The 22,142-nt window shown below is 53.6% G+C and carries 20 protein-coding genes, 1 tRNA gene and 1 pseudogene; 3 read left to right on the top strand and 19 right to left on the bottom strand.

Features of this window, described 5'->3' with window-relative positions; translation table 11 throughout:
• Positions 1-133: 133 nt before the first annotated feature.
• The 4 genes and pseudogenes from FEM41_RS10440 to FEM41_RS10425 form a co-directional block, all read right to left on the bottom strand.
• Positions 134-874 (bottom strand): hypothetical protein, encoded by a 741-nt coding sequence (locus FEM41_RS10440; RefSeq protein WP_138095914.1) that lies wholly within the window; start codon positions 872-874, stop codon positions 134-136.
• Positions 871-2,499, bottom strand: coding sequence for an RNA-directed DNA polymerase (locus FEM41_RS10435; protein ID WP_138095913.1), 1,629 nt, complete (start codon positions 2,497-2,499; stop codon positions 871-873). The genes FEM41_RS10440 and FEM41_RS10435 overlap by 4 nt, the downstream gene beginning before the upstream one ends.
• Positions 2,492-3,676 (bottom strand): annotated as a pseudogene (locus tag FEM41_RS10430) (tyrosine-type recombinase/integrase). Before FEM41_RS10430 ends, FEM41_RS10435 begins: the two are co-directional and overlap by 8 nt.
• Positions 3,677-3,839: 163 nt before the next feature.
• Positions 3,840-3,915 (bottom strand) — tRNA-Thr (locus FEM41_RS10425).
• Between the two features lie 176 nt (positions 3,916-4,091).
• Between FEM41_RS10425 and FEM41_RS10420 the strand changes: the two genes are divergently transcribed.
• Positions 4,092-5,372 carry a DUF445 domain-containing protein gene (locus tag FEM41_RS10420; RefSeq protein ID WP_138095912.1) on the top strand — a complete coding sequence of 427 codons (1,281 nt, stop codon included), beginning with the start codon at positions 4,092-4,094 and terminating at the stop codon, positions 5,370-5,372.
• A 44-nt stretch (positions 5,373-5,416) separates the two neighbouring features.
• On the opposite strand, the gene proA is transcribed toward FEM41_RS10420, so the two are convergent.
• The 5 genes from proA to gpt form a co-directional block, all read right to left on the bottom strand.
• Positions 5,417-6,670 (bottom strand): glutamate-5-semialdehyde dehydrogenase, encoded by a 1,254-nt coding sequence (proA, locus tag FEM41_RS10415; protein WP_138095911.1) that lies wholly within the window; start codon positions 6,668-6,670, stop codon positions 5,417-5,419.
• 10 nt (positions 6,671-6,680) lie between these two features.
• Positions 6,681-7,784 carry a glutamate 5-kinase gene (gene proB, locus FEM41_RS10410; RefSeq protein ID WP_138095910.1) on the bottom strand — a complete coding sequence of 368 codons (1,104 nt, stop codon included), beginning with the start codon at positions 7,782-7,784 and terminating at the stop codon, positions 6,681-6,683.
• A gap of 208 nt (positions 7,785-7,992) precedes the next feature.
• Entirely contained in the window at positions 7,993-8,394 is a 402-nt protein-coding gene (gene crl, locus FEM41_RS10405; protein WP_138095909.1) for a sigma factor-binding protein Crl, read from the bottom strand.
• Between the two features lie 130 nt (positions 8,395-8,524).
• Complete coding sequence (frsA, locus tag FEM41_RS10400; RefSeq protein ID WP_138095908.1) at positions 8,525-9,772, bottom strand: esterase FrsA; 1,248 nt, start codon at positions 9,770-9,772, stop codon at positions 8,525-8,527.
• 112 nt (positions 9,773-9,884) lie between these two features.
• Positions 9,885-10,343 (bottom strand): xanthine phosphoribosyltransferase, encoded by a 459-nt coding sequence (gene gpt, locus FEM41_RS10395; RefSeq protein WP_138095907.1) that lies wholly within the window; start codon positions 10,341-10,343, stop codon positions 9,885-9,887.
• Positions 10,344-10,604: 261 nt separating this feature from the next.
• Here gpt and pepD point away from each other — a divergent pair, with 261 nt between their 5' ends.
• Positions 10,605-12,062: a beta-Ala-His dipeptidase gene (pepD, locus tag FEM41_RS10390; RefSeq protein WP_138095906.1), complete on the top strand. Its 1,458-nt coding sequence runs from the start codon at positions 10,605-10,607 to the stop codon at positions 12,060-12,062.
• 37 nt (positions 12,063-12,099) lie between these two features.
• On the opposite strand, the gene dinB is transcribed toward pepD, so the two are convergent.
• From dinB to FEM41_RS10350, 8 genes are all read right to left on the bottom strand, one after another.
• Complete coding sequence (dinB, locus tag FEM41_RS10385; protein WP_138095905.1) at positions 12,100-13,155, bottom strand: DNA polymerase IV; 1,056 nt, start codon at positions 13,153-13,155, stop codon at positions 12,100-12,102.
• A gap of 212 nt (positions 13,156-13,367) precedes the next feature.
• Positions 13,368-13,592 carry a (Na+)-NQR maturation NqrM gene (gene nqrM, locus FEM41_RS10380; protein WP_138095904.1) on the bottom strand — a complete coding sequence of 75 codons (225 nt, stop codon included), beginning with the start codon at positions 13,590-13,592 and terminating at the stop codon, positions 13,368-13,370.
• Positions 13,593-13,603: 11 nt separating this feature from the next.
• Entirely contained in the window at positions 13,604-14,827 is a 1,224-nt protein-coding gene (nqrF, locus tag FEM41_RS10375) for an NADH:ubiquinone reductase (Na(+)-transporting) subunit F (protein WP_138095903.1), read from the bottom strand.
• Between the two features lie 12 nt (positions 14,828-14,839).
• Positions 14,840-15,436: an NADH:ubiquinone reductase (Na(+)-transporting) subunit E gene (gene nqrE, locus FEM41_RS10370; protein WP_138095902.1), complete on the bottom strand. Its 597-nt coding sequence runs from the start codon at positions 15,434-15,436 to the stop codon at positions 14,840-14,842.
• 3 nt (positions 15,437-15,439) lie between these two features.
• A complete protein-coding gene (locus FEM41_RS10365) occupies positions 15,440-16,078 on the bottom strand; it encodes an NADH:ubiquinone reductase (Na(+)-transporting) subunit D (RefSeq protein ID WP_168198780.1) in 639 nt (212 codons plus the stop codon).
• On the bottom strand, positions 16,071-16,862 hold the full coding sequence (locus tag FEM41_RS10360) for a Na(+)-translocating NADH-quinone reductase subunit C (RefSeq protein ID WP_138095901.1): 792 nt from the start codon (positions 16,860-16,862) through the stop codon (positions 16,071-16,073). Before FEM41_RS10360 ends, FEM41_RS10365 begins: the two co-directional genes overlap by 8 nt.
• On the bottom strand, positions 16,855-18,093 hold the full coding sequence (locus tag FEM41_RS10355) for an NADH:ubiquinone reductase (Na(+)-transporting) subunit B (protein ID WP_138095900.1): 1,239 nt from the start codon (positions 18,091-18,093) through the stop codon (positions 16,855-16,857). Before FEM41_RS10355 ends, FEM41_RS10360 begins: the two co-directional genes overlap by 8 nt.
• Before the next feature lie 2 nt (positions 18,094-18,095).
• The gene (locus tag FEM41_RS10350; RefSeq protein WP_138095899.1) at positions 18,096-19,439 is read right to left on the bottom strand and encodes a Na(+)-translocating NADH-quinone reductase subunit A; all 1,344 of its coding nucleotides are present in this window, start codon (positions 19,437-19,439) and stop codon (positions 18,096-18,098) included.
• A 446-nt stretch (positions 19,440-19,885) separates the two neighbouring features.
• Between FEM41_RS10350 and dpaA the strand changes: the two genes are divergently transcribed.
• Positions 19,886-20,620: a peptidoglycan meso-diaminopimelic acid protein amidase gene (gene dpaA / locus FEM41_RS10345; protein ID WP_138095898.1), complete on the top strand. Its 735-nt coding sequence runs from the start codon at positions 19,886-19,888 to the stop codon at positions 20,618-20,620.
• On the opposite strand, the gene FEM41_RS10340 is transcribed toward dpaA, so the two are convergent.
• Together FEM41_RS10340 and lpcA are read right to left on the bottom strand one after the other, a co-directional pair.
• Positions 20,591-21,358: a class II glutamine amidotransferase gene (locus tag FEM41_RS10340; protein WP_138095897.1), complete on the bottom strand. Its 768-nt coding sequence runs from the start codon at positions 21,356-21,358 to the stop codon at positions 20,591-20,593. The two genes, dpaA and FEM41_RS10340, sit on opposite strands and share 30 nt — an antisense overlap.
• Before the next feature lie 49 nt (positions 21,359-21,407).
• Positions 21,408-21,989: a D-sedoheptulose 7-phosphate isomerase gene (gene lpcA / locus FEM41_RS10335; protein ID WP_138095896.1), complete on the bottom strand. Its 582-nt coding sequence runs from the start codon at positions 21,987-21,989 to the stop codon at positions 21,408-21,410.
• Positions 21,990-22,142 lie beyond the last annotated feature (153 nt).

The raw sequence follows: 22,142 nt of genomic DNA, 5'->3' as shown, positions 1-22,142 counted from the left end.
GGCGGGGAGAGCATTGCGCGCTAAGGCTGATATTATAATTTTCTTTAATTCTATTTGGTATTTTGGCTTTATTCGTCAGAAGGAACATTTAGAAACAGACCACTACAATGGATTGTAGCGGTCTGCATGATATCTAGCGTTGCATTTCAGTTACTATGAAATTTTCCTCTGTAATAGAATTCATTATCTCAAAGTACAATTCTTCAGGTTGAATAAACGCCAACTCTTTGCAAAGGTTGACAATGGTATCACTATAAGTGATACCCATCCGAGGATTAAAAAGCTCAAACCTCTTGATGTTTCTTTTGTTTTTTGAGTAAAAGTTTAAGGTGAAATATATTAGCACCTGTCTAAGATCGTAAACACTAAACTTCCTATCTCCTGATTTTATTTCCACAAGAACATTTGAATAATAAATATCGCCATATGAATTATTTATTACTCCGCATCCATCGAATTGTGGAGACACTTCAATTTGGTTTTCCATTCCATATCGAGACAAAATGTTTCTTGCTATTTCCCTTATGGTATTGTACTCAATCATGCTTAAGGGTAGCTTGAAGTTAGAACCGTAAGCGAACCGCTGTAGATATTCTTTTGTTTTTTCAAAAACAGCCTGAAAATCAGCATGATGAAAGATATCATGTGCTGAAAGAATATTTCTGTCTAACGAATCATTCTGTATTGCCGTATATAAATTAAATGCGCACTCATTGACAAAGACGTTATTTGACCTATTAGCGCTGTCATCTAGAGGAGGATAAACGTCCTCGATGAGACTGCCGTTAATGATGCGTATGAAATTATTAGCATTTGGAAGCAATTGATTCCAAAATGAAGTGAATTTTCGAGAAAACGTTAATTCAGATATCATAGCGCATCCTCAAGATTTCTTGCAGTATGCCTTTTACTTGCCCAATCCCTGTAAATCACCTCTACAAAGTTGAATGTTTTCTTATTATGCTCTCTCCAGTGCCGTCCTTCATCACCTAAGATGTAACTGGAAACGATCAATAGTCTTCTCTGTAACGGATGCATTGCAGAGAAATTTTTTTTGATATCAGAAAGCCATGCGTAAGAATTAATTTTTGCCATTGACTGTGTAACTATGTTCTTGACTAAGATGCTTTCTGGATTGTTATTGTATATTTCACTAAGGATTAGGGTGGATTTTTCTGAATTTTCTTTTGAGAGCATTCGGGCTACATAGGCTAAGTTGAGCTCAGTACTCAAAATATATGAATCTCGTTTAATTAGTGTAGTTATTTTATCAAGAATAATATCTTTGGTTTCTGCGCTTAATTTTTGCCAGTTGGAGTTAGCCACTTGAATTATAGTTGTAAATATTGGATATAACTCATGCACGTTATTAAACATTACTTTGAAAGCACTACTTATTATTTCATCTGATGTTGCTGAGAATGCCTTTATCAAATGCTTGCTAAAAGATTGGTTAATTTTTGATTTTTGTAACTCACTACTCAGCATAGCTAACAAGTCAAAATCTTTTAAAGATTCCTTTATCTCTTCATATTCCTCTATCGCATTTGCTGAGTAAGGATCGAATCTTATAGGAAGACTCATAAATTTAGCCTTCATAGGAGATTCTTCATCTTCATCATTACCATGCAATTTAGCTTTAGTTACTGAAAGGAACTCTTCTTTAGTAACAATATTGGTTTTTTGTTTCTGTAAAGTTAGCCCTTCATTTTCCATCAGTTTTTTACTGAGCAAAGTTAAAATCTTATGAGCATCCTCTCTAGAGTTACAAAAAATAACAAAGTCGTCGACATAACGCTTATAGTTAATTCTATTCATAGACAATAATTTATCAATAGAATCTAGAGCTAGTTCTGCTAATATTCTAGAGGCAGGACATCCAACTGGTACTCCATATGATTTTGTTTCACTAAATGTCTGTAGTAATTTCTTGATTTTTCCAGAGTAATCTTTATTGGGGTCTACTCTATCTAACGCATTTTCTAAACGGTGGTGATAAATACGCGGATAGAAATCTGCTATATCGCATGTAAGTACATACTTTATTTCATCGTTAGAACATTCAGAGATACTGTCTTCTTGATATTTTCTCCAAGAGATATCTTTATCAAAAAGAGAACCCTCAGCAAGGTTTGGTTTAAAGCGATATGAATAAACCTGCGTTTTAGTAGATCTATTCCTTTCAATATCATCAGCGATTTTTAAAACTAATCCAAGGAAAAAAGCATTCCAGAATGGATCAATTTGGGTTGCCCACCTGTAACCATAATAACCAATACTTGAAAAGCTATTAATTATGTTTGGTGGAATCTCGATCCTTTTATTTTCAAAATCATTAAATGTTTGCATTAATGCAGTTTTTACTTTCTCCTTATCATCTTCAAATAACCGACTTTCAAATGGGTAAGGGAAGATATCTGTATCGCCGTGCTTTATAATATTTTCCAATGCAAGCTCAAAGCAATTTTCTAGTTTACTACTATCAAATTCGTTACTCATTCACAATCTCCTTAATCAAAATATAATCTGAATACCACTGCATCATATCACGGCGTTTATAAATATATTGAGCATGATTATACGTACCTCTAATATTATTCTTATCTATATGAGCAAGCTGTATTTCTATCCAAGCCGAATCATATCCTTTTTCGTGGAGGATAGTAGATAAGGAATGTCGAAATCCATGGCCAGTAAGTTTTCCACCATAACCAATACGCTTGATAACTTGGTTAATACTCGCCTCACTCATAGGCTTGTTAGGATCATTCCGCCCCGGAAAAACATAACGATAATTCCCTGACATGATCTTGAGTTCATTGAGTAAATCTAACGCCTGAGTAGACAATGGCACAAGATGTGACCTACGCATTTTCATCCTTTCTGCGGGAATTTCCCAAATAGCGTTATCCAGATCAAATTCTGACCATAAGGCCGCACGTAGTTCGATAGTTCTAACACCCGTAATCATGAGTCATTTCGTAGCAATCTGGACAAGCCGACTACCTGTGTAACTGTCTAAGGCACGTAGAAAATCCGGTATCTCATCAGCTTTTAGGAACGGGAAGTGATTGGATTGATGTACTTCGAGGGCGCTTGAGAGATCCGCTGCTGGGTTAAACTCAGCCCTTCCTGTAGCAATTGCATAGCGAAAAACCTCTGAACATCGCTGCCGCACTTTGCGCATTTTCTCCAACGCACCACGTTTCTCAATTTTACGCAGTACGTTCAGCAGCTCTAACGGTTTAATCTCTCCCACTGGCCTTGTTCCGACATAAGGAAAAATGTCGTTCTTAAACGCTTCCATGATGTCTGATGCATATCCCGCCGACCATTTAGCAGACTTAAGTTGATGCCACTCTCTGGCTATCTTTTCGAAGGCGTTCTCTGACTCTGTTTGCAGAGCCAGCTTTTGCTCTTTTCGAACCTCACTAGGATTCTTTCCTTCTGCCACAAGTTTTCGAGCTTCATCACGACGGGAACGAGCATCGGCAAGGGTTATCGTTGGGTAAACACCAAGCGAGATCATCTTGGGTTTACCAGCATAGCGATAGCGGAACCGCCAGCTCTTGCTTCCATTAGGTTCAATAAGCAATGACAAGCCTTGCCCATCCCCAAGCGTATAGGGTTTATCTTCAGGCTTAGCGCGGCGAATCTGCATATCGTTTAAAGGCATGTGTATAGGAATCCAGGACCGAACAGAAACATATACACAATCCTATACACATTTCTTATCGGATTCTACTGGATGGCTGCGGACGATGATGGACTAAAAAGCGGTAAAATCGTTATAAATCAGGGTATTTATGGATAAATACAGACGTTTGGGGAAGTTGAGATGGTGCCGGTAATAGGAGTCGAACCTACGACCTTCGCATTACGAATGCGCTGCTCTACCAACTGAGCTATACCGGCCTGGGAAACGTGCGCAGGAACCTGAGCACGGGCTAAAGAGTAAGGAAAAGCGAGGAAGGCGTCAACTGTCAGCCGTGTCGGCTGCTGCTTTTTACAGCATCCTCCGCTGAATTCTGAGTTTGCGCTTTCCCCCTGCCCTGCTACCGCTACGCCGCGCATCGGGTTATGCTTTGGGTATGGAAAAGCTAACTGAACTGAAGCGGGCTCGTCGCCTGGCGCTGGCCCTGCTGTTGATTGCCGTGGCCGTGTTTGTCACCACGCTGTTTTTGCCACCGGCACGCTGGGTCAGCGCCGTGAAGGCCACGGCGGAAGCCGCCATGGTAGGGGCGCTGGCCGACTGGTTTGCCGTAGTGGCGCTGTTCCGCCGGGTGCCGATTCCCTTTATCTCCCGCCATACCGCTATTATCCCCCGCAAGAAGGATCGCATCGGCGATAATCTGGGACAGTTTATTCGCGAAAAGTTTCTGGATACCCGGTCGCTGGTGCAACTGATTCGCCACTACGATCCGATACGAGCCATTGGTAGCTGGCTGAGCCGACCGGCCAATGCACGGCGGCTGGGCGGCCATCTGCTACAGGTGATGGGCGGCTTTCTCGATCTGGCCGACGATGCCCGTATTCAGCGCCTGCTGCGGCGCGCCGTGCATCGCGCCATCGATAATGTGGATCTGACTCAATCCAGCGCGATGGTGCTGGAAAGTATGACGAAGGATAACCGCCATCAGGCGCTGCTCGATGCCCTGATAGGCCAGTTAATTAACCTGGTGAATCGCGATGGCACCCGGGAATTCCTGGCGCGCCAGATCGTGCGCTGGCTGGAAACCGAACACCCACGTAAGGCCCGGGTGCTGCCCACCGAATGGCTGGGGGAACACAGCGCCGAGTTGGCAGCCAGTATCGCCAATGCGCTGCTGGACGACATCAGCCACGACAGCGGGCATCAGATTCGCCACGCCTTCGACAGCGCCACTCAAAAGCTTATCGATAAACTGAAGCATGACCCTGAAATGGCTACCAGGGCCGATAACATCAAGACCTGGCTGAAAGAAGACGCCGCCTTTAACCGCTATATCGGCGAGCTGTGGGGCGATCTGCGCGGCTGGCTAAAGCGGGATATGCAGTCGGATGACCCGGTAACCGGTCAGCGTATTGCCAGGGCCGGGCAGTGGTTCGGGGAAGCGCTGATCGAGGATAACGCGCTGCGTGCCTCACTGAATGAGCATCTGGAGCAGGCCGCCGCTCAAGTCGCCCCCGACTTCGCGACCTTCCTGACCCGCCACATTAGTGATACGGTCCGCAGTTGGGATGCCCGCGAAATGTCCGAGCAGATCGAGCTGAATGTCGGTAAGGATCTGCAATTTATCCGCATAAACGGTACCCTGGTGGGGGGCGCCATTGGGTTGATCCTCTGGCTGCTGTCGCAGATTCCAACGCTACTGGATATCGCGCCGCGATAAAAAAGGCGTCCCGAAGGACGCCTGTGCCTGACTGAACAGGGATATTAACCGCGGATGGTGTCGTCGCCGTAGCCAATCCACTTATAGGTGGTCAGCGCTTCCAACCCCATGGGGCCACGCGCGTGCAGCTTCTGGGTGCTGACCGCGACTTCCGCTCCCAGGCCAAACTGGCCGCCGTCGGTAAAGCGGGTAGAGGCGTTCACATAGACCGCCGAAGAGTCTACCGCGTTAACGAAACGTTCAGCACTGCGCATATCGCGGGTCAGAATCGCATCCGAATGCTGGGTACCGTGCAGACGGATATGGTCAATAGCGCCGTCCAGGTCATCCACCAGGCAGACATTAAGGTCCAGAGACAGGAACTCGTCATCCAGTTCTTCCGGTTTCTGGGGCACCACCTGCGCCGGTCCCTCTTCCAGTTCCGCCAGCGCTGCGCGGTCGGCATGCAGGGTCACGCCCTTTTCCGCCATACGCTGGCTTAAAGCTGGCAGAAATTCTTTGGCAATCGCGCGGTGCACCAGCAGGGTCTCTACAGTGTTGCAGGTGCTCGGACGCTGGGTCTTGGCATTGGTGATGATATCCAGCGCCGGTTCAAACTCCATGCTCCGATCCATAAAGATATGACAGACGCCAATACCGCCGGTAATCACCGGGATAGTGGACTGTTCGCGGCACAGCTTGTGCAGCCCGGCACCGCCGCGTGGGATCAGCATGTCGATATAGCGGTCCATCTTCAGCATTTCGGCCACCAGCGCGCGATCCGGGCTTTCGATCGCCTGCACCGCACCGGCAGGCAGGCCACAGGCTTCCAGCGCGCTCTGAATCACTTTTACAGTGGCGGCATTGGTGCGGTAAGTCTCTTTACCGCCGCGCAGAATCACGGCATTACCGGTCTTCAGGCACAGAGAGGCGACATCGATGGTGACGTTAGGACGCGCCTCGTAGATAACTCCCACCACGCCAAGCGGCACCCGGCGCCGTTCCAGACGCAGGCCGCTGTCCAGCGGACCGCCGTCGATAAGCTGCCCCACCGGATCGGCCAACTGGCAGACCTTACGCACGTCGTCGGCTATCCCCTTCAGCCGCTGCGGCGTTAACGCCAGGCGATCGAGCATCGCCTCACTCAGGCCGTTCTCACGCGCCAGAGCCAGATCCTGCTCATTAGCCGCCAGAATCTCATCGGCCTGGGCTTCCAGCTGGTCAGCAATACGCACCAGCACGCGATTTTTTTCCGGGCCCGATAGCTGAGCCAGTTGATAAGAGGCCTCTTTTGCCGCTTTACCCATTTGTTCCAGCATTAGCCTCTCCTTAAATAACGATCATATCGTCCCGGTGCATGGCAACCGGGCCATATTCATAGCCCAGAATCGCGTCGATCTCCTGGGAATGGTGGCCGGCGATGCGGCGCAGAGCGTCGCTGTTATAGCGGGTAACGCCATGAGCGATATCGCGTCCGTCAAGACTGAGAATACGAATAACCTCACCGCGGGAAAAATCGCCGTCGATGGTGCGAATACCGGAAGGCAGTAGCGAACTGCCGCGGCTAAGAATGGCGTTCAGGGCGCCGTCATCGATGGTGATATCCCCCACCGCTGGCGCGCCAAACAGCCAGCGCTTGCGGCTTTCCAGCGGCGATTCCTCAGCCAGGAAGCGGGTACCGACCGATACGCCTTTCGCAACGTCCTCAATCACGTCCGGCAGGCTGCCGGAAGCAATAACCACCTCGATACCGGCGCGGCAGGCCACATCCGCCGCCTGCAGTTTGGTACCCATACCGCCGGTACCCAGCCCGGAAACGCTGTCTCCGGCAATAGCGCGCAGCGCGTCATCCACACCCTGCACCTCTTTAATCAGTTCAGCGGTGGGATCGGTACGCGGATCGGCAGTGAACAACCCCTGCTGGTCGGTCAGCAACAGCAATCGGTCGGCGCCGCCCAGAATGGCTGCCAGCGCGGAAAGGTTATCGTTGTCACCTACCTTGCTCTCTGCCGTCGCCACTGCGTCGTTTTCATTAATAATCGGGACGATATTGTTATCCAGCAGGGAGCGCAGCATATCGCGCGCGTTCAGGAAGCGTTCGCGATCGTCCATATCGGCACGGGTCAACAACATCTGACCAACGTGAATACCGTAGATGGAAAAGAACTGTTCCCAAAGCTGGATCAGGCGGATCTGACCCACCGCCGCCAGCAACTGGCGGGAGGCGATAGTCTGTGGCAACTCAGGGAATCCCAGGTGCTCACGGCCGGCGGCAACGCCCCCGGAGGTGACGATAATGATGCGGTGTCCTGCTGCGTGCAGATGGGCGCACTGGCGCACCAGCTCCACAATATGGGCACGATTCAGACGGCGTGAGCCGCCGGTGAGTACGCTTGTGCCAAGCTTAACTACCAGAGTCTGGCTATCGCTCATAGTGTTTTGCCATTTTGATCAGGGAAAAAGGGAAGAGCTGTGCATGTTGTTTTATCAGGTGTCGCGCACCTTGCCAACAGGCGGGGGGAGAAAAGGAAGTGAATACGCGGGAGTAGCGGCTTACGTCGCAATATAAGATGACAGGCCTCCTGTAACTATCAGATTGAAAGATATGAAAAACGCCAGTCAGTGCTGGCGTTTTACGCGGTCAGGCGCGGATCTTTACCGGCTCTTCAATAAAGCCCTGCGCCGGAACCAGTTCGAATGAAAGCTCGGTCAGTAGCGCCTCCAGGCGCCCGTGAAAACTGCGCAACGCCTGCGCGACCTTCTGCTCGACCTCTTTATCTTTGATGGTGACCGGTACCCAGACTCCCTCTTTATCGAACAGGCCAAACTTCCAGGTGTAGTGGAACTGTTTGTCGACAGCGGTCAGCTCCATCCACCATCCCCAGAATTCACGCAGCTCGGGGGCGGGTTTTACGTTAACGCAGACAGCAAGGCAGTCGAAGAAAAAGCGGTTATCTTCGCACTTCTCCTCCCGGATATAGGGGCCAAGCGCGGTGAATTTTTTGATCAGTCGACTCTTCGGGTATCCACTCGGTAACGTCATTGCGATCTCCTTTTGTGAACCCCCAGTTTTATCAAACATAAGAAATTTCGCAACAACGGGACCCACAATTCGGCACATTTCCAATCCCCACACAACCAGTATGAAAATCGCTAAAAACCGCGCCAGAACGCTACTTCAGGCGCTTCGCCAGCCAGTCGGTAATCTCACTCAGCGCTTTATCAAAATTCAGAAAAAGTGGACTGAACGGAATGTTAAGCACCTTACCGTCGGCCGAGGACGAAGCGATTAACCGAGAATCCTGTTCCGGGCTGAAGGGATCGCGCTCCCAGAAACCGGACAGCATCGGCGTAGGGCAACGGCGCCCCAGCAGTCCCTGGGTCTTCAGCGAGTAGCGATTCAGCTCCACCCGTAGCGCTTCATCAGAAGCATCGATCATGCCCAGGCGGCTGGCCAGTACGTCAATATACATTTCCGGCACCCGCTGCTGGCGTTCAAATTCGCTTAGCAGAGAGTGCACCACCGGCCCCAGACAGGCCACCGCACGCAGGCGTGGCGATTCCAGATAGCCCAGACGTACCGCCACGTTGGCGCCAAAGCGGAAGCCGAAAGCCGCCACCCGGGTGTGATCAACCCAGGGCACCTCCGGTAGCGCACGCAGCACCTGCTGATGCAACAGGCTGGAATCCTGAGTCAGTTTCCATTTGGAAGAGAAGCCCACCGAGGGCATGTCGATAGTCAGCATGGCAATGCCCGCAGGCGCCAGATAGTGTTCAAACAGGCGATAGTAGTCGCTCTGCAGAGCATCCAGACCGCCGCACAGCAGCACGGTCGGAAACGGCCCCTCCTGCCCTTTCGGCATATGCAGGAAGCCCGTGATATCGCTACCGCCGGGCATCGAAAAGGTCAGCTCCCGCAGCCCGCCGGACAGACGTGGCGCCGCCTCTTCATACGCGTTGTTGGCCAGCACCTGGGCCTGCTCGGCCAGGTCGTCACCTTTCAGGTGGGGATAGGCGGCAATGCTGTAGAGATTAGCGGCCATCAGCCACTGCTTGCCGCACAATTCGGGATCCTGCTGCTGACCCGCGCGCTGCTGCCATAGCATGGCCTGTTTCGACCACTCGTAGATCCAGTTGCCGCTGCGATAACCAACGACGGTATCGTAATAGTCGTCATTGGTATGTTCGGCCTGGCTTGTGGCAATGCGGCTCTGAACGTCCATGATCTCCAGCGGATCCACGCCGCGCCAGATCCAAAGCAGGCGGTTAATCAGGCGATACCAGTGGGGTTCGGTACGGCCGTCCAGCGGCGACTGAACCTCCTCTCTCTTGTGATGGCGAGCGCGTCGCACCAGAGTCGAGGTTTCCGGGTGTTTAAAGCGGGGTTTGAAGAGATCTTCGCTGAGGTTGCGCTTCGACATGGCGACCCTTTCTCCCTAAAACGGATAAGCAGGCCTATTGTACTCGCTGTCGCCGTGTTAAAAAACAGACGCCCGGTAAAGCCGGGCGTCTGTTGCACATTTATTTTAGGGATTAACGGCCAGCCAGCGGCGGCACGAATGCAACGCCCATATCCCAGGGCTGCTCAATCCAGGTGTTCTGCGGAATATCGATTTCGTAATCATCCACCAGCGGCTTACCGGCTGGCTTAGCGAAGATGGTGACAAAATGCGCCTTCGGATACATTTCACGAATTGCGACTGCGGTACCGCCGGTATCCACCAGATCGTCGATAACGATAAAGCCTTCACCGTCGCCTTCGGCACGCTTCAGGACTTTCATTTCGCGCTGGTTATCGTGGTCGTAGCTGGAGATACATACGGTATCGACATGGCGAATACCCAGTTCGCGCGCCAGCAGCGCAGCCGGTACCAGGCCACCGCGGCTGACCGCGATAATGCCTGTCCACTGCTCAGCTGGCAGCAGACGGCTGGCCAGCTTGCGGGCGTGAATCTGCAACATGTCCCAGGTGACGACGTATTTTTCGCTCATGTGATGTATCCCGGCCTATCAATAACGGCTCAAAAAGTATTCTAATGGAATCAGGTTGCGCGAAATTATAGTGACCTGAGACACCAAACACCAGCCTCAGTTGCGCAACGGCGCGGTTTTTAGGCTTTCACTCCCCCGGAAAGCCAGAGAAAGTGGTATCCTCAGGTAATCGCGCGGGATGAGGCCCGCGGTACATTTTTATCCGGTAACCCCGCGACCTGGCACTACTTTTATCGCCGGTCAACGTCAAGGAGACGCATTGTGTCTGAACTGTCTCAACTCTCCCCGCAGCCGCTGTGGGATATTTTCGCCAAAATCTGTTCCATTCCTCACCCCTCTTACCACGAAGAGCAACTGGCGCAGCATATTCTCGACTGGGCGAAAGAGAAGAGCCTGCACGCGGAACGCGATCGGGCTGGCAATATCCTGATCCGCAAAGCGGCGACGCCGGGCATGGAAAACCGCAAGCCGGTCGCGCTCCAGGCGCACCTGGATATGGTTCCCCAGAAAAATAACGATACCGAACATGACTTCGCTAAAGATCCCATCCGCCCGTACATCGACGGCGAGTGGGTCAAAGCACGCGGCACGACGCTGGGAGCTGATAACGGTATCGGTATGGCGTCCGCGCTGGCGGTACTGGCAGATGATCGCGTTGAGCACGGTCCGCTGGAAGTGCTGCTGACCATGACCGAAGAAGCGGGTATGGACGGCGCCTTTGCGCTACAGCCCAACTGGCTGCAGGCGGATATTTTGATCAATACCGATTCCGAAGAAGAGGGCGAAATCTACATGGGTTGCGCAGGCGGCGTCGACGCCATCTCAACCCTGCCCCTGACCCGCGAAGCGCTGCCCGATGGTTTCGAGACCGTTAAACTGACCCTGAAGGGGCTGAAAGGCGGCCACTCCGGCGCCGAAATCCATCTGGGACTGGGCAATGCCAATAAACTGCTGGCCCGCTTCCTGAACGAGCAGGCGCCGCAGTTGGATTTGCGTCTTATCGATTTCACCGGCGGTACGCTGCGCAACGCCATTCCGCGTGAAGCCTTTGCCACCCTGGCAGTCAGTAAAACCCAGGCGGGCGAGCTGAAACAGCGAGTTGAGGCTTATCTGGCGGTGCTGCAAAATGAGCTTTCTCAGGTTGAGAAAAACCTGACCCTGCTGCTCGAACCGGTTCAGGCAGAGAGTCAACCGCTGGACGCTCGCAGCCGCGACGCTTTCCTGAATCTGCTAAACGCCACGCCGAACGGCGTAATTCGTAACTCCGACGTGGTGAAAGGCGTAGTGGAAACCTCTCTGAACGTGGGCGTAGTGACCACTGAAGGCGATCAGGCTCAGATTATCTGCCTGATCCGTTCGCTGATCGACAGCGGTAAAGAGTATGTGGTGAGCATGCTCTCTTCCCTCAATGTCCTGGCGGGCGCCACACTTGAGGCGAAAGGCAGCTATCCTGGCTGGCAGCCGGACGACAAGTCGCCAGTCATGCAGCTGGTGCGTGAAACCTATCAGCGTCTGTTTAACAAGACGCCGAACATTATGGTCATCCACGCCGGTCTGGAGTGTGGTCTGTTTAAGAAACCTTATCCGGAGATGGATATGGTTTCTATCGGTCCGACCATTACCGGTCCGCACTCGCCGGACGAGCAGGTACACATCGAAAGCGTGGGCCTGTACTGGCAGTTGCTGACTGAACTGTTGAAGTCCATTCCAGCGAAGTAAGTCGTTACCAACCGGCTCCCCCGGGAGCCGGTCTTCCCTATAATCCCAGCACCAACTGGCGCTCCAGTTCTGGAGCCAGAAGCGTCACGTGCAGCCCCACCAGCCGGACACCGCGTCCGCCGCGCCGTTCATCCCAGGTTTTACGCGCCGTCGCCAGCAGATCCTCTTTATTCAGCCGCGGCCAGACATGCTCCTGGGTGGTTAACTGGAAGTCGTCGAATTTTAGCTTAATGCCCTGACGAGCGATGAGTAGATCGGGTTTCACCTTCGCCAGACGCCGCTCCAGTTCAGGGTAGAGCCGTTCAATGATCGCGACACACTCGTGCCATTCGTGAATATCCTGAGCCAGTGTGCGCTCCACGCCAACCGACTTACGCAGTCGGTCAGTATTCACTTCGCGTTGATCAATACCGTGGCTGCGCTCCCACAGCACCCGACCAAATTTACCAAAGCGCTTAAGCAATAGCGCAAGGTCACTGCGCTGTACGTCGGCGCAGGTGCGCAATCCCATCTCCTCCAGGCGCGCCGCCGTGACCTTTCCCACCCCGGGAATTTTGGCAAGTTTCAGGTCCGCCAGAAAATCCCCCATCGATTCCGGCGTAATCACATACTGGCCGTCCGGCTTATTGAGATCGGAAGCGATTTTGGCAAGAAACTTAATGGGTGCAATACCGGCCGAGGCGGTCAGATTCAGCTCCCGGGCGATGGTGGCGCGAATTTCCCGGGCCATTAACGTGGCGGAGCCGTGGCAGTGCGTACTGTCAGTGACATCCAGATAGGCTTCATCCAGCGACAGCGGTTCAATACGCGCGGTATAACGGCTAAAGATTTCCCGAATATGGGCAGAAGCCTCTTTATAAGCGTCGAAACGCCCCGGCAACAGGGTCAGGTGTGGGCAGAGCTTAAGCGCCATGGCGGTGGGCATGGCGCTACGTACACCATATTTACGCGCCGGATAGTTGGCAGTGCTGATAACACCGCGCCGCTCCCGGCTACCGCCAATGGCCAGCGGAATATCACGCAGCGCCGGGTTATCCCGCATCTCGACGGCCGCAAAAAAGCAGTCCATATCGACATGAATGATCTTGCGCATAGTTCACCACCACAACTGTATATGCATACAGGATAGAAAAAGATACGCCGGACTGCAACGCTTTCCCGCCACTATCGGTGGCAAAAATGCGCCTTCTCCAGTGCATGGAGGGAAAAAGAGGTAAAAAGTCAGAAGATTAGATCGAGTGACAGGGAGGAAGAAGGCAAAAAAATAACAAGGCCCGGAAATGTTCCGGGCCTTCAGATATCGGGTTACAGAATCCGATCCTGCTCCAGCTTCTGCCGTCGCTCCGCCGCTGCGGTGCGCGCTTTACGGGCATCACAGGGCTCCGGACAGTCGCACACCTTTTCCAGGCCCAGTGAACCGATACCGCCACAGCTACCCTGCAACGACTTGCGTTTCACGATGTAGCCCAGCGACATACCCAGAATCACCAGAGCGAAGATGGCGAAGCTCGCCAGAAATACCGTTAGCATTTCGGCCTCCATCAGCCGCCGAAGTCGTCGAGCATGATGTTTTCATCCTCCACGCCGAGATCCTTCAGCATCTTAATCACCGCCGCGTTCATTACCGGCGGCCCACACATATAGAACTCACAATCTTCCGGTGCCGGATGATCGCGCAGATAGTTCTCATACAGAACATTGTGGATGAAGCCGGTATGACCCGTCCAGTTATCCTCTTCCAGCGGCTCAGAGAGCGCAACGTGGAAGGTGAAGTTCGGATTTTCACGCGCCAGCTGTTCGAACTCGTCCTGATAAAACATTTCGCGCAGCGAACGGGCGCCGTACCAGAAGCTGATCTTACGCTTGCTACTCAGACGCTTAAGCTGGTCGAAGATATGGGAGCGCATTGGCGCCATACCGGCGCCACCGCCGATAAAGACCATCTCGGCTTCGGTCTCTTTCGCGAAGAATTCGCCAAACGGCCCGGAAATCGTCACCTTATCGCCCGGTTTCAGCGACCAGATATAGGAAGACATAATCCCCGGCGTGACATCAGGCAGGCGCGGCGGCGGCGTGGCGATACGCACGTTGAGCATAATAATGCCCTTCTCTTCCGGGTAGTTCGCCATGGAGTAGGCACGCACCACCTGCTCATTGCTTTCAGATACGTAGCGGAACAGGTTGAACTTGTCCCAGTCTTCACGATATTCATCCGGCACATCGAAGTCGGCATAGGCGACTTTATGGGGCGGGCATTCGATCTGAATGTACCCTCCGGCACGGAATGGCACCACTTCCCCTTCCGGGATCTTCAGTTTCAGCTCTTTGATGAAGGTAGCTTTGTTATCGTTAGAGATAACTTCGCACTCCCACTTCTTCACCCCGAAGATCTCTTCCGGCAGTTCGAGCTTCATATCGTGTTTTACCGCGACCTGACAGGCCAGACGACAGCCCTCTTTGGCTTCGCGTTTAGTGATATGCGAAAGCTCGGTCGGCAGGATATCGCCACCGCCTTCTTTGATTGTGACCCGGCACTGACCGCAGGAGCCGCCGCCGCCACAGGCTGAGGAGATAAAGATCCCCTGATCGGCCAGCGTGTTAAGCAGCTTACCGCCAGCCGGCGAATGGAACTGCTTGTCCGCTTCATTGTTGATCTCAATCAGCACGTCGCCGGAGTTCACCAGCTTTGAGCGGGCAAAGATAATCAGCAGCGCCAGCGCCAGTACGATCAGCGTAAACATGACTACGCCAAGAATAATTTCCATCAGTTACGCCCCTTATAGCTGCACACCGGAGAATGACATAAAGCCCAGCGCCATCAATCCGGTGGTAATAAAGGTGATCCCAAGCCCGCGCAGCCCTGCCGGCACGCTGGAGTATTTCATCTTTTCGCGAATACCCGCCAGCGCGACGATAGCCAGCATCCAGCCAATGCCGGAGCCCAGACCGTAGACGATGGATTCCGGGAAGTTGTAATCGCGCTGAACCATAAAGGAGACGCCGCCAAAGATGGCGCAGTTCACCGCAATCAACGGCAGGAAGATCCCCAGCGCGTTATAGAGCGACGGGAAGAAGCGATCGAGGATCATCTCCAGAATCTGCACCAGGGCTGCGATAACGCCGATAAAGGTGATGAAGTTCAGGAAGCTGAGATCCACCCCTTCCACCAGCGCGCCGTCGCGCAGCACCAGGTTATAGATCAGGTTGTTGACCGGCACCGAAATCGCCAGAACCACGGTCACCGCCACGCCCAGACCAAAGGCAGTAGAGACCTTCTTCGATACCGCCAGGAAGGTACACATCCCCAGGAAGAAGGCCAGCGCCATGTTCTCGACGAACACCGCACGTACGAACAGACTAATATAGTGAGCCATCACTTACTCCTTCTCCTGCTGTTGCGGCTTCAGGGTTCGTAGCGCCCAGATCAGCAGACCGATCAGGAAGAAGGCGCTGGGGGCCAGCAGGAACAGGCCGTTCGGCAGATACCAGCCGCCGTTCTGTACCGTATCCAGCACGGTGACGCCGAACAGCTTACCGCTGCCAAACAGCTCACGCACAAAGCCGACGACCAGCAGAATCGCCCCGTAACCCAGGCCATTACCGATACCATCCATAAAGCTCGCCAGCGGCGGCGACTTCATGGCATAAGCCTCGGCGCGGCCCATTACGATGCAGTTGGTAATAATCAGGCCAACGAACACCGACAGCTGCTTGGAGATCTCATACGCAAAGGCCCGCAGAATCTGATCCACCACGATAACCAGCGAAGCGATGATCGCCATCTGCACGATAATACGTACGCTACTGGGGATCTGCTTACGGATCATCGAAATAAACATACTGGAGAAAGCCGTGACCAGGGTCACGGCAATCGCCATCACGAAGGCGGTCTCCAGTTTGGTGGTTACCGCCAGCGCCGAGCAGATCCCAAGAATCTGCAGGGTGATGGGGTTATTTTCCACCAGCGGGCTGACAAGAACCCGCTTAACCTCTTTCATATCGCCCATTTCAGCCATTGTTGAGCACTCCTTCACGAACCTGTTTCAGGAAGGGACCAAAGCCGTTTTCCCCCATCCAGAAATCAAAACTGTGCTGTACGCCGTTAGAGGTCAGCGTCGCGCCGGACAGACCGTCCACCGCGTACTCGTCTCCCGGACGAGCGCTGCCTTTCATCACGCGAATCGCAGGCTTGCCCTGGTCATCCAGCACCTTTTTGCCAATCCACTGACTGCGCCAGCTCGGGTTTTCCACTTCCCCACCCAGGCCCGGGGTTTCCCCCTGATCGTAGTAAGTAATGCCTTTCACGGTGCGGCCGTCGGTATCCAGCGCCACAAAGGCGTACATCATCGACCATAGTCCGTTGCCGTAAATCGGTAGCACCAGCTCTTGCACGTTTTTCTGCTCGTCGCGCACCAGATAGATTTCGACGATATTGCTACGGCGCTTGATGCCTGCCGGATCCTGGCTGGCGCTCAGGGTCATGCTCTGCTGCGGATCGCGCAGCGCCTTCGCGGGATCAAAGCTGGTTGGGTCTTTATCCAGCAGCTCACCGCTGGCCAAATCGAGCAGGCGCGGAGAAATACGCTCGCTATAGACGCTTTTCACATCATCGCCGGTCATGCCCGGCTGCATTAAGCCCGCCACGTCCAGAATGTTGCGCTGCTTATCGAGCTGTTTCTGCTCCTGCTGACGCGACTTAAGTCCTACCGCGGAGCCAGCCACCACCACCGAACAGACCAGGCAGAGAACCAGCACCACCAGCAGGGTTTTACCAATGGTATCGTTTCCTTTATTAGCCACGCGACTTCCTCCGCTTGATGTTGGCCTGCACCACCAGATAGTCAAACAGCGGCGCGAACAGGTTGGCGAACAGAATCGCCAGCATCATTCCTTCAGGATAGGCCGGGTTGACCACCCTAATCAGCACGCACATCACGCCGATCAGAATGCCGTAACTCCACTTGCCTCTATCGGTAAAGGAGGCGGAGACCGGGTCTGTCGCCATAAACATCATGCCGAAGGCGAAACCGCCCAACACCAGATGCCAGTACCACGGCATGGCGAACAGCGGGTTGGTGTCGGAGCCAATCGCGTTAAACAGCGCGGCAGTCGCGATCATCCCCAGCATCACGCCAGCGACGATACGCCAGGAGGCGATACGGGCGAACAGAATGATCGCGCCGCCAATCAGAATCATCAGCGTAGAGACTTCGCCAATAGAGCCCGGAATGTTGCCCAGGAAGGCGTCCATCCAGCTAACTGGTTGACCGGTCGCAACGTTGACCAGCGCCTCACCGCCGCCGCTAGCCCACTGGGAAAGCGGCGTAGCGCCGGAAAAACCATCCGCCGCGGTCCAGACCAGGTCGCCGGAGATCTGCGCCGGATAGGCAAAGAACAGGAAAGCGCGCCCCGCCAGCGCCGGGTTCAGGAAGTTACGCCCGGTGCCGCCGAAGATCTCTTTACCAATCACCACACCGAAGGAGATGCCCAGCGCCGCCTGCCACAGCGGCAGCGTCGGCGGAACGATCAGCGCAAACAGAATCGAGGTAACGAAGAAGCCTTCGTTAATTTCATGCTTGCGGATGATAGAGAACAGCACCTCCCAGAAGCCCCCGACCACAAATACCGTCATGTAGATGGGCAGGAAGAAGGCGGCGCCGATGACCATCATGCTTATCCAGCCGGCATCCGGGGCAAAACTGGCGCCCAGGAAATGCGCCAGCTGATAGTGCCAGTCTCCTGCGATAACCTGCTGTAGCTGCTCCGACCCATGAAGCTTGCCCAGCGCCTGGAGGGTCTGATGCCCAACGTTGTACATGCCCCAGAACATAGCCGGGAAGACCGAGAACCAGACCAGAATCATCATGCGCTTCAGGTCGATAGCGTCACGCACGTGGGATGCCCCGCGCGTCGCCGTGCCTGGCGTATAGAAGATGGTGGCCGCCGCTTCGTAGAGCGGATAATACTTAACCAGTTTGCCGCTGCCGGTAAAGTGCGGTTCCAGTTTTTCAATCAGATGCTTTAAGCCCATCGTTATCCTTCCTGCTCGATGCGGGTTAAGACCTCGCGCAGCACCGGGCCGTACTCATATTTTCCCGGGCAGACATAGGTACAGAGCGCCAGATCCTCTTCGTCCAGCTCCAGACAGCCCAGCGACTGGGCGCTATCGCCATCCCCAGCCAGCAGATCGCGCAGCAACATGGTGGGCAGGATATCGAGCGGCATCACCCGTTCATAGTTGCCGATGGGCACCATGGAACGCTCGCCGCCGTTGGTATCGGTGGAGAAGTTAAACAATTTATGCTTAAGGAAATGGCCTACTGTGGTGCGGGTGATGGAAAACTTGTCGCTCCCCGGCGCAACCCAGCCGAACAACTCTTTTTCACGCCCTTCTTTCAGCGCCGTTACCTGCAGGTGGAAACGCCCCAAAAAAGCGTGGGGACCGCTGGCCTGACGACCACTCAGCACCGAGCCGGAGATAATCCGGTTCTCCCCTTCCAGCAGTTCATTCGCGGTAAGCTGCTCCAGAGACGCGCCGAGCTGAGTGCGCAACAGGCGCGGACGCGCCACCTGCGGCCCCCCCAGTGCAACCACCCGCTCGGTCCACAGTTCGCCTTCGACGAACAGCTTGCCGATGGCGATCGCGTCCTGATAGTTCAGGTGCCAGACGCATTTCTGCAGGCTCACCGGCTCCAGGAAGTGAATATGGGTGCCCGGCAGCCCGGCGGGATGCGGACCGGCAAATTCATTGAAGGTGACCTGCGCGGCAGGATGCCCCCCCAGTTTGCCGCCGCCTGCCTGGCAGACGTGAACTTTACCGTCCGTCAGGCTTGTCAGCACGCTGAGGCCAGCGTCAAACATGGCGCGCTGCGCCTGGATAATCGGCTGAGGGTCGGCGGCCAGCGGGTTGGTATCCATGGCGGTCACGAAAATAGCTGCCGGAACGCTACCCGGCACCGGTGACTTGCTAAACGGGCGGGTACGCAACGCGGCCCATAGCCCGGAAACCAGCAGTTGCTGAGTCACGGTTTCGCGGGACAGCGACGCCAGCTGTGCCGGTTCATACTTATCAAAAGTAACCCGCTCATCGCCCTCAACGGCAATCACCACCGACTGCAATATCCGGCGTTCACCGCGGTTAATGGCTTCAATGGTACCGCTGGCCGGCGCGGTAAACATAACCCCAGGGTTCTTTTTATCTTCAAAGAGCGCTTGCCCTTTACGTACCCGATCCCCTTCGCGGATCAGCATAGAGGGACGCATGCCCACATATTCCTCTCCGAACACGGCCACGCGGTCAGGCATTGGCCCTTCGTCAATTCGCTGTTCCGGCTGGCCAGCGATTGGCAAATCAAGCCCTTTTTTAATTTTGATCATAAAGTCATCACGTATGGTTGATCGTTATCGCGCCGCCGCAATCAGGGAGGCGCCCGAGCGAATAAATTAATCGTGTCCGCCATACGGAAAAGAAGGAAGGTGGCATCATGACCACAGAGGTTCACCGAGCATGAACACTGGAAAAGCGTCCGTTCTATTCCGCACATCATCATCGCGGCCGATTTTAGCATTAATTACTCTACAACCAGCAGAACTACTGAGGTTATAGGGTCGTATTTGCGAACAGACACGCAAACTTTCAGAAACCGGTTTAATCTGCGTTAGCGTACCGGGAATCGCGAAATTGTAAAAGCGGTAAGCAAGCGCTTGCTAAATTCCCCGGCGGTGATAATGTGAGCGCATAAAATCGGGTTTTCCGTCTTTATTACCGCTTTAAGGCCTCCCGGGCCTGTTTGCTTCATCAGGTTTATCAAGGAACCAGCAGTATGCGTAAAATCGCACTCTTCATTGCGATACTTTTAATGCCGTGCCTGTCATTCGCTGGCCTGCTCAGCGGTCAGGGGAGCACCCCTCTTCCCGGCAAACAGCAATATATGGGCTCCCCGGTCTATATTCAGATCTTCAAGCAGGAGCGCATCCTTGAGCTCTATGTCAAAAACGGGGAAAAGTACCAGCTTCTCAGCAGTTATAACATCTGCAACTACTCCGGCGGTTTAGGGCCGAAGCGCCGTATGGGCGACTTTAAGAGCCCGGAGGGATTTTACAGCGTCGATCGCAGCCAGCTTAAGCCAGACAGCCGCTTCTATAAGGCCATCAATATCGGCTTCCCCAATGAATTCGATCGTCAGAACGGCTATGACGGGAAATACCTGATGATCCATGGCGCCTGTGTTTCTGTAGGCTGTTACGCCATGACGGATACCGGAATCGATGAGATCTTCCAGTTTGTGACCGGCGCCCTGCTGTTCGGTCAGTCGCGGGTCCAGGTCAGTATCTATCCGTTCCGCATGACCGACGCAAATATGGAGCGCCATAAGCACTCCTACTACGCGGGTTTCTGGAAACAGCTAAAACCGGGCTATGACTACTTCAATAAATACCATATGCCACCGGTGGTTTCCGTCAACAACGGCCGGTATGTGGTGAATGAGCAGCCGCCGAGCGCGACGACTTCTCAGTCGCTGTTTGCCTCAAACAACGCGCTCGCCGAGGCAAAATAGGATCCACTCTCCCGGTGCGATCCGGCTCCAGGTTTCATTACCGGTCAGGGGCTGGGTCGCAATCACCGTCACCACATCATCCGGTGTGGTTTCCCGCTGAAAGTCGATCTCCACATCCTGATCCAACAGCGTCGCTACGCCAAACGGCGCGCGCCGGGTGATCCAGAACAGGTTGGAGGAACACCAGGCCATCACGTAGCGCCCATCGCTGAGCAGCATATTGAAGACCCCTTTCTCACGTAGTTCAGCCGCCAGTCCGGCAATGAAGCGGAACACTGCAGGCATGTTGCCAGGCGTTCGTGGATAGCGCTGCGCCATCTGATTGAGCAGCCAGCAGAATGCGTGCTCGCTGTCGGTTTCACCCACAGGGCGGAAATTCCCTGTCTCCAGTTCCCGCCACCCCTTGAGCTGCCCATTATGGGCATAGGTCCAGTTACGGCCCCAGAGTTCACGGGTAAAGGGATGGGTATTTTCCAGCGCTACTTTGCCGCGGTTGGCCTGACGAATATGGGCTATCACCGAGCAGGATTTGATCGGGTATTCCTTCACCAGCTTTGCGACGGGCGAGTTATAACCAGGCTGCGGGTCTTTAAAGGTGCGACACCCTTTGCCTTCATAAAAGGTGATACCCCAGCCGTCTTTATGAGGCCCGGTACCACCACCGCGCTGCACCAGACCGGTAAAGCTAAAGCAGATATCGGTCGGTACGTTCGCGCTCATCCCGAGCAGTTCACACATGACAACCTCCCCTGCCAGCCCCCGCGCTCCCGTCGGGGGCGCCACAGACTTACGCCTTCACCATCTCTTTTTCGATCAACATCATCAGGATATGGATCACTTTAATATGGATCTCCTGAATACGATCGGCATAGCCAAAATGCGGCACGCGAATTTCAATATCCGCGGTACCTGCAATCTTACCGCCGTCTTTACCGGTCAGCGCGATCACTTTCATTCCTTTAGCGCGCGCGGCTTCAATGGCCTTGATGATATTGGCCGAATTACCGGAAGTGGACAGCCCCAGCAGCACATCGCCTTCGCGACCGACAGCCTCAACGTAGCGGGAAAAAACATAGTCGTAGCCAAAGTCGTTACTGACGCAGGAGAGATGGCTGACGTCCGAAATCGCAATGGCCGGATATCCCGGGCGGTTTTCACGGTAGCGCCCGGTCAGTTCTTCAGCGAAGTGCATGGCATCACAGTGGGAACCACCGTTACCGCAGGACAGCACCTTACCGCCCGCTTTAAAGCTGTCCGCCAGCATTACCGCCGCCCGCTGGATAGCGTGAATATTTGCATCATCTTTCAGGAAGTTAGCCAGCGTTTCCGCGGCCTCGTTCAGTTCACTACGAATCATGTCCTGGTACATGAGGATATCCTTCAGCCTGATCTAATCACATAGTGAAGTGTACCGGATAGCATCAGAAGCGAGAAGCGTAACCGCGAGGTTCAGCCCAATGTTTTGTGGTTCTGTGCGGTCATTCTGTGAGCATCGTTGTAATTGTTTTGTGAATAAATTGAT

Source organism: Jejubacter calystegiae (assembly GCF_005671395.1).
GTDB lineage: Bacteria > Pseudomonadota > Gammaproteobacteria > Enterobacterales > Enterobacteriaceae > Jejubacter > Jejubacter calystegiae.
Note: the sequence above shows the minus strand (reverse complement) of the source record. Positions and strands in the feature narration are given on the sequence as shown.

Bases quoted from the DNA above. Each gene is read 5' to 3' on its own strand.
- FEM41_RS10440 (WP_138095914.1), bottom strand. From the start codon at position 874: ATGATATCTGAATTAACGTTTTCTCGAAAATTCACTTCATTTTGGAAT.
- FEM41_RS10435 (WP_138095913.1), bottom strand. From the start codon at position 2,499: ATGAGTAACGAATTTGATAGTAGTAAACTAGAAAATTGCTTTGAGCTT.
- FEM41_RS10420 (WP_138095912.1), top strand. From the start codon at position 4,092: ATGGAAAAGCTAACTGAACTGAAGCGGGCTCGTCGCCTGGCGCTGGCC.
- proA (WP_138095911.1), bottom strand. From the start codon at position 6,670: ATGCTGGAACAAATGGGTAAAGCGGCAAAAGAGGCCTCTTATCAACTG.
- proB (WP_138095910.1), bottom strand. From the start codon at position 7,784: ATGAGCGATAGCCAGACTCTGGTAGTTAAGCTTGGCACAAGCGTACTC.
- crl (WP_138095909.1), bottom strand. From the start codon at position 8,394: ATGACGTTACCGAGTGGATACCCGAAGAGTCGACTGATCAAAAAATTC.
- frsA (WP_138095908.1), bottom strand. From the start codon at position 9,772: ATGTCGAAGCGCAACCTCAGCGAAGATCTCTTCAAACCCCGCTTTAAA.
- gpt (WP_138095907.1), bottom strand. From the start codon at position 10,343: ATGAGCGAAAAATACGTCGTCACCTGGGACATGTTGCAGATTCACGCC.
- dinB (WP_138095905.1), bottom strand. From the start codon at position 13,155: ATGCGCAAGATCATTCATGTCGATATGGACTGCTTTTTTGCGGCCGTC.
- nqrM (WP_138095904.1), bottom strand. From the start codon at position 13,592: ATGCTAACGGTATTTCTGGCGAGCTTCGCCATCTTCGCTCTGGTGATT.
- nqrF (WP_138095903.1), bottom strand. From the start codon at position 14,827: ATGGAAATTATTCTTGGCGTAGTCATGTTTACGCTGATCGTACTGGCG.
- nqrE (WP_138095902.1), bottom strand. From the start codon at position 15,436: ATGGCTCACTATATTAGTCTGTTCGTACGTGCGGTGTTCGTCGAGAAC.
- FEM41_RS10365 (WP_168198780.1), bottom strand. From the start codon at position 16,078: ATGGCTGAAATGGGCGATATGAAAGAGGTTAAGCGGGTTCTTGTCAGC.
- FEM41_RS10355 (WP_138095900.1), bottom strand. From the start codon at position 18,093: ATGGGCTTAAAGCATCTGATTGAAAAACTGGAACCGCACTTTACCGGC.
- FEM41_RS10350 (WP_138095899.1), bottom strand. From the start codon at position 19,439: ATGATCAAAATTAAAAAAGGGCTTGATTTGCCAATCGCTGGCCAGCCG.
- dpaA (WP_138095898.1), top strand. From the start codon at position 19,886: ATGCGTAAAATCGCACTCTTCATTGCGATACTTTTAATGCCGTGCCTG.
- FEM41_RS10340 (WP_138095897.1), bottom strand. From the start codon at position 21,358: ATGTGTGAACTGCTCGGGATGAGCGCGAACGTACCGACCGATATCTGC.
- lpcA (WP_138095896.1), bottom strand. From the start codon at position 21,989: ATGTACCAGGACATGATTCGTAGTGAACTGAACGAGGCCGCGGAAACG.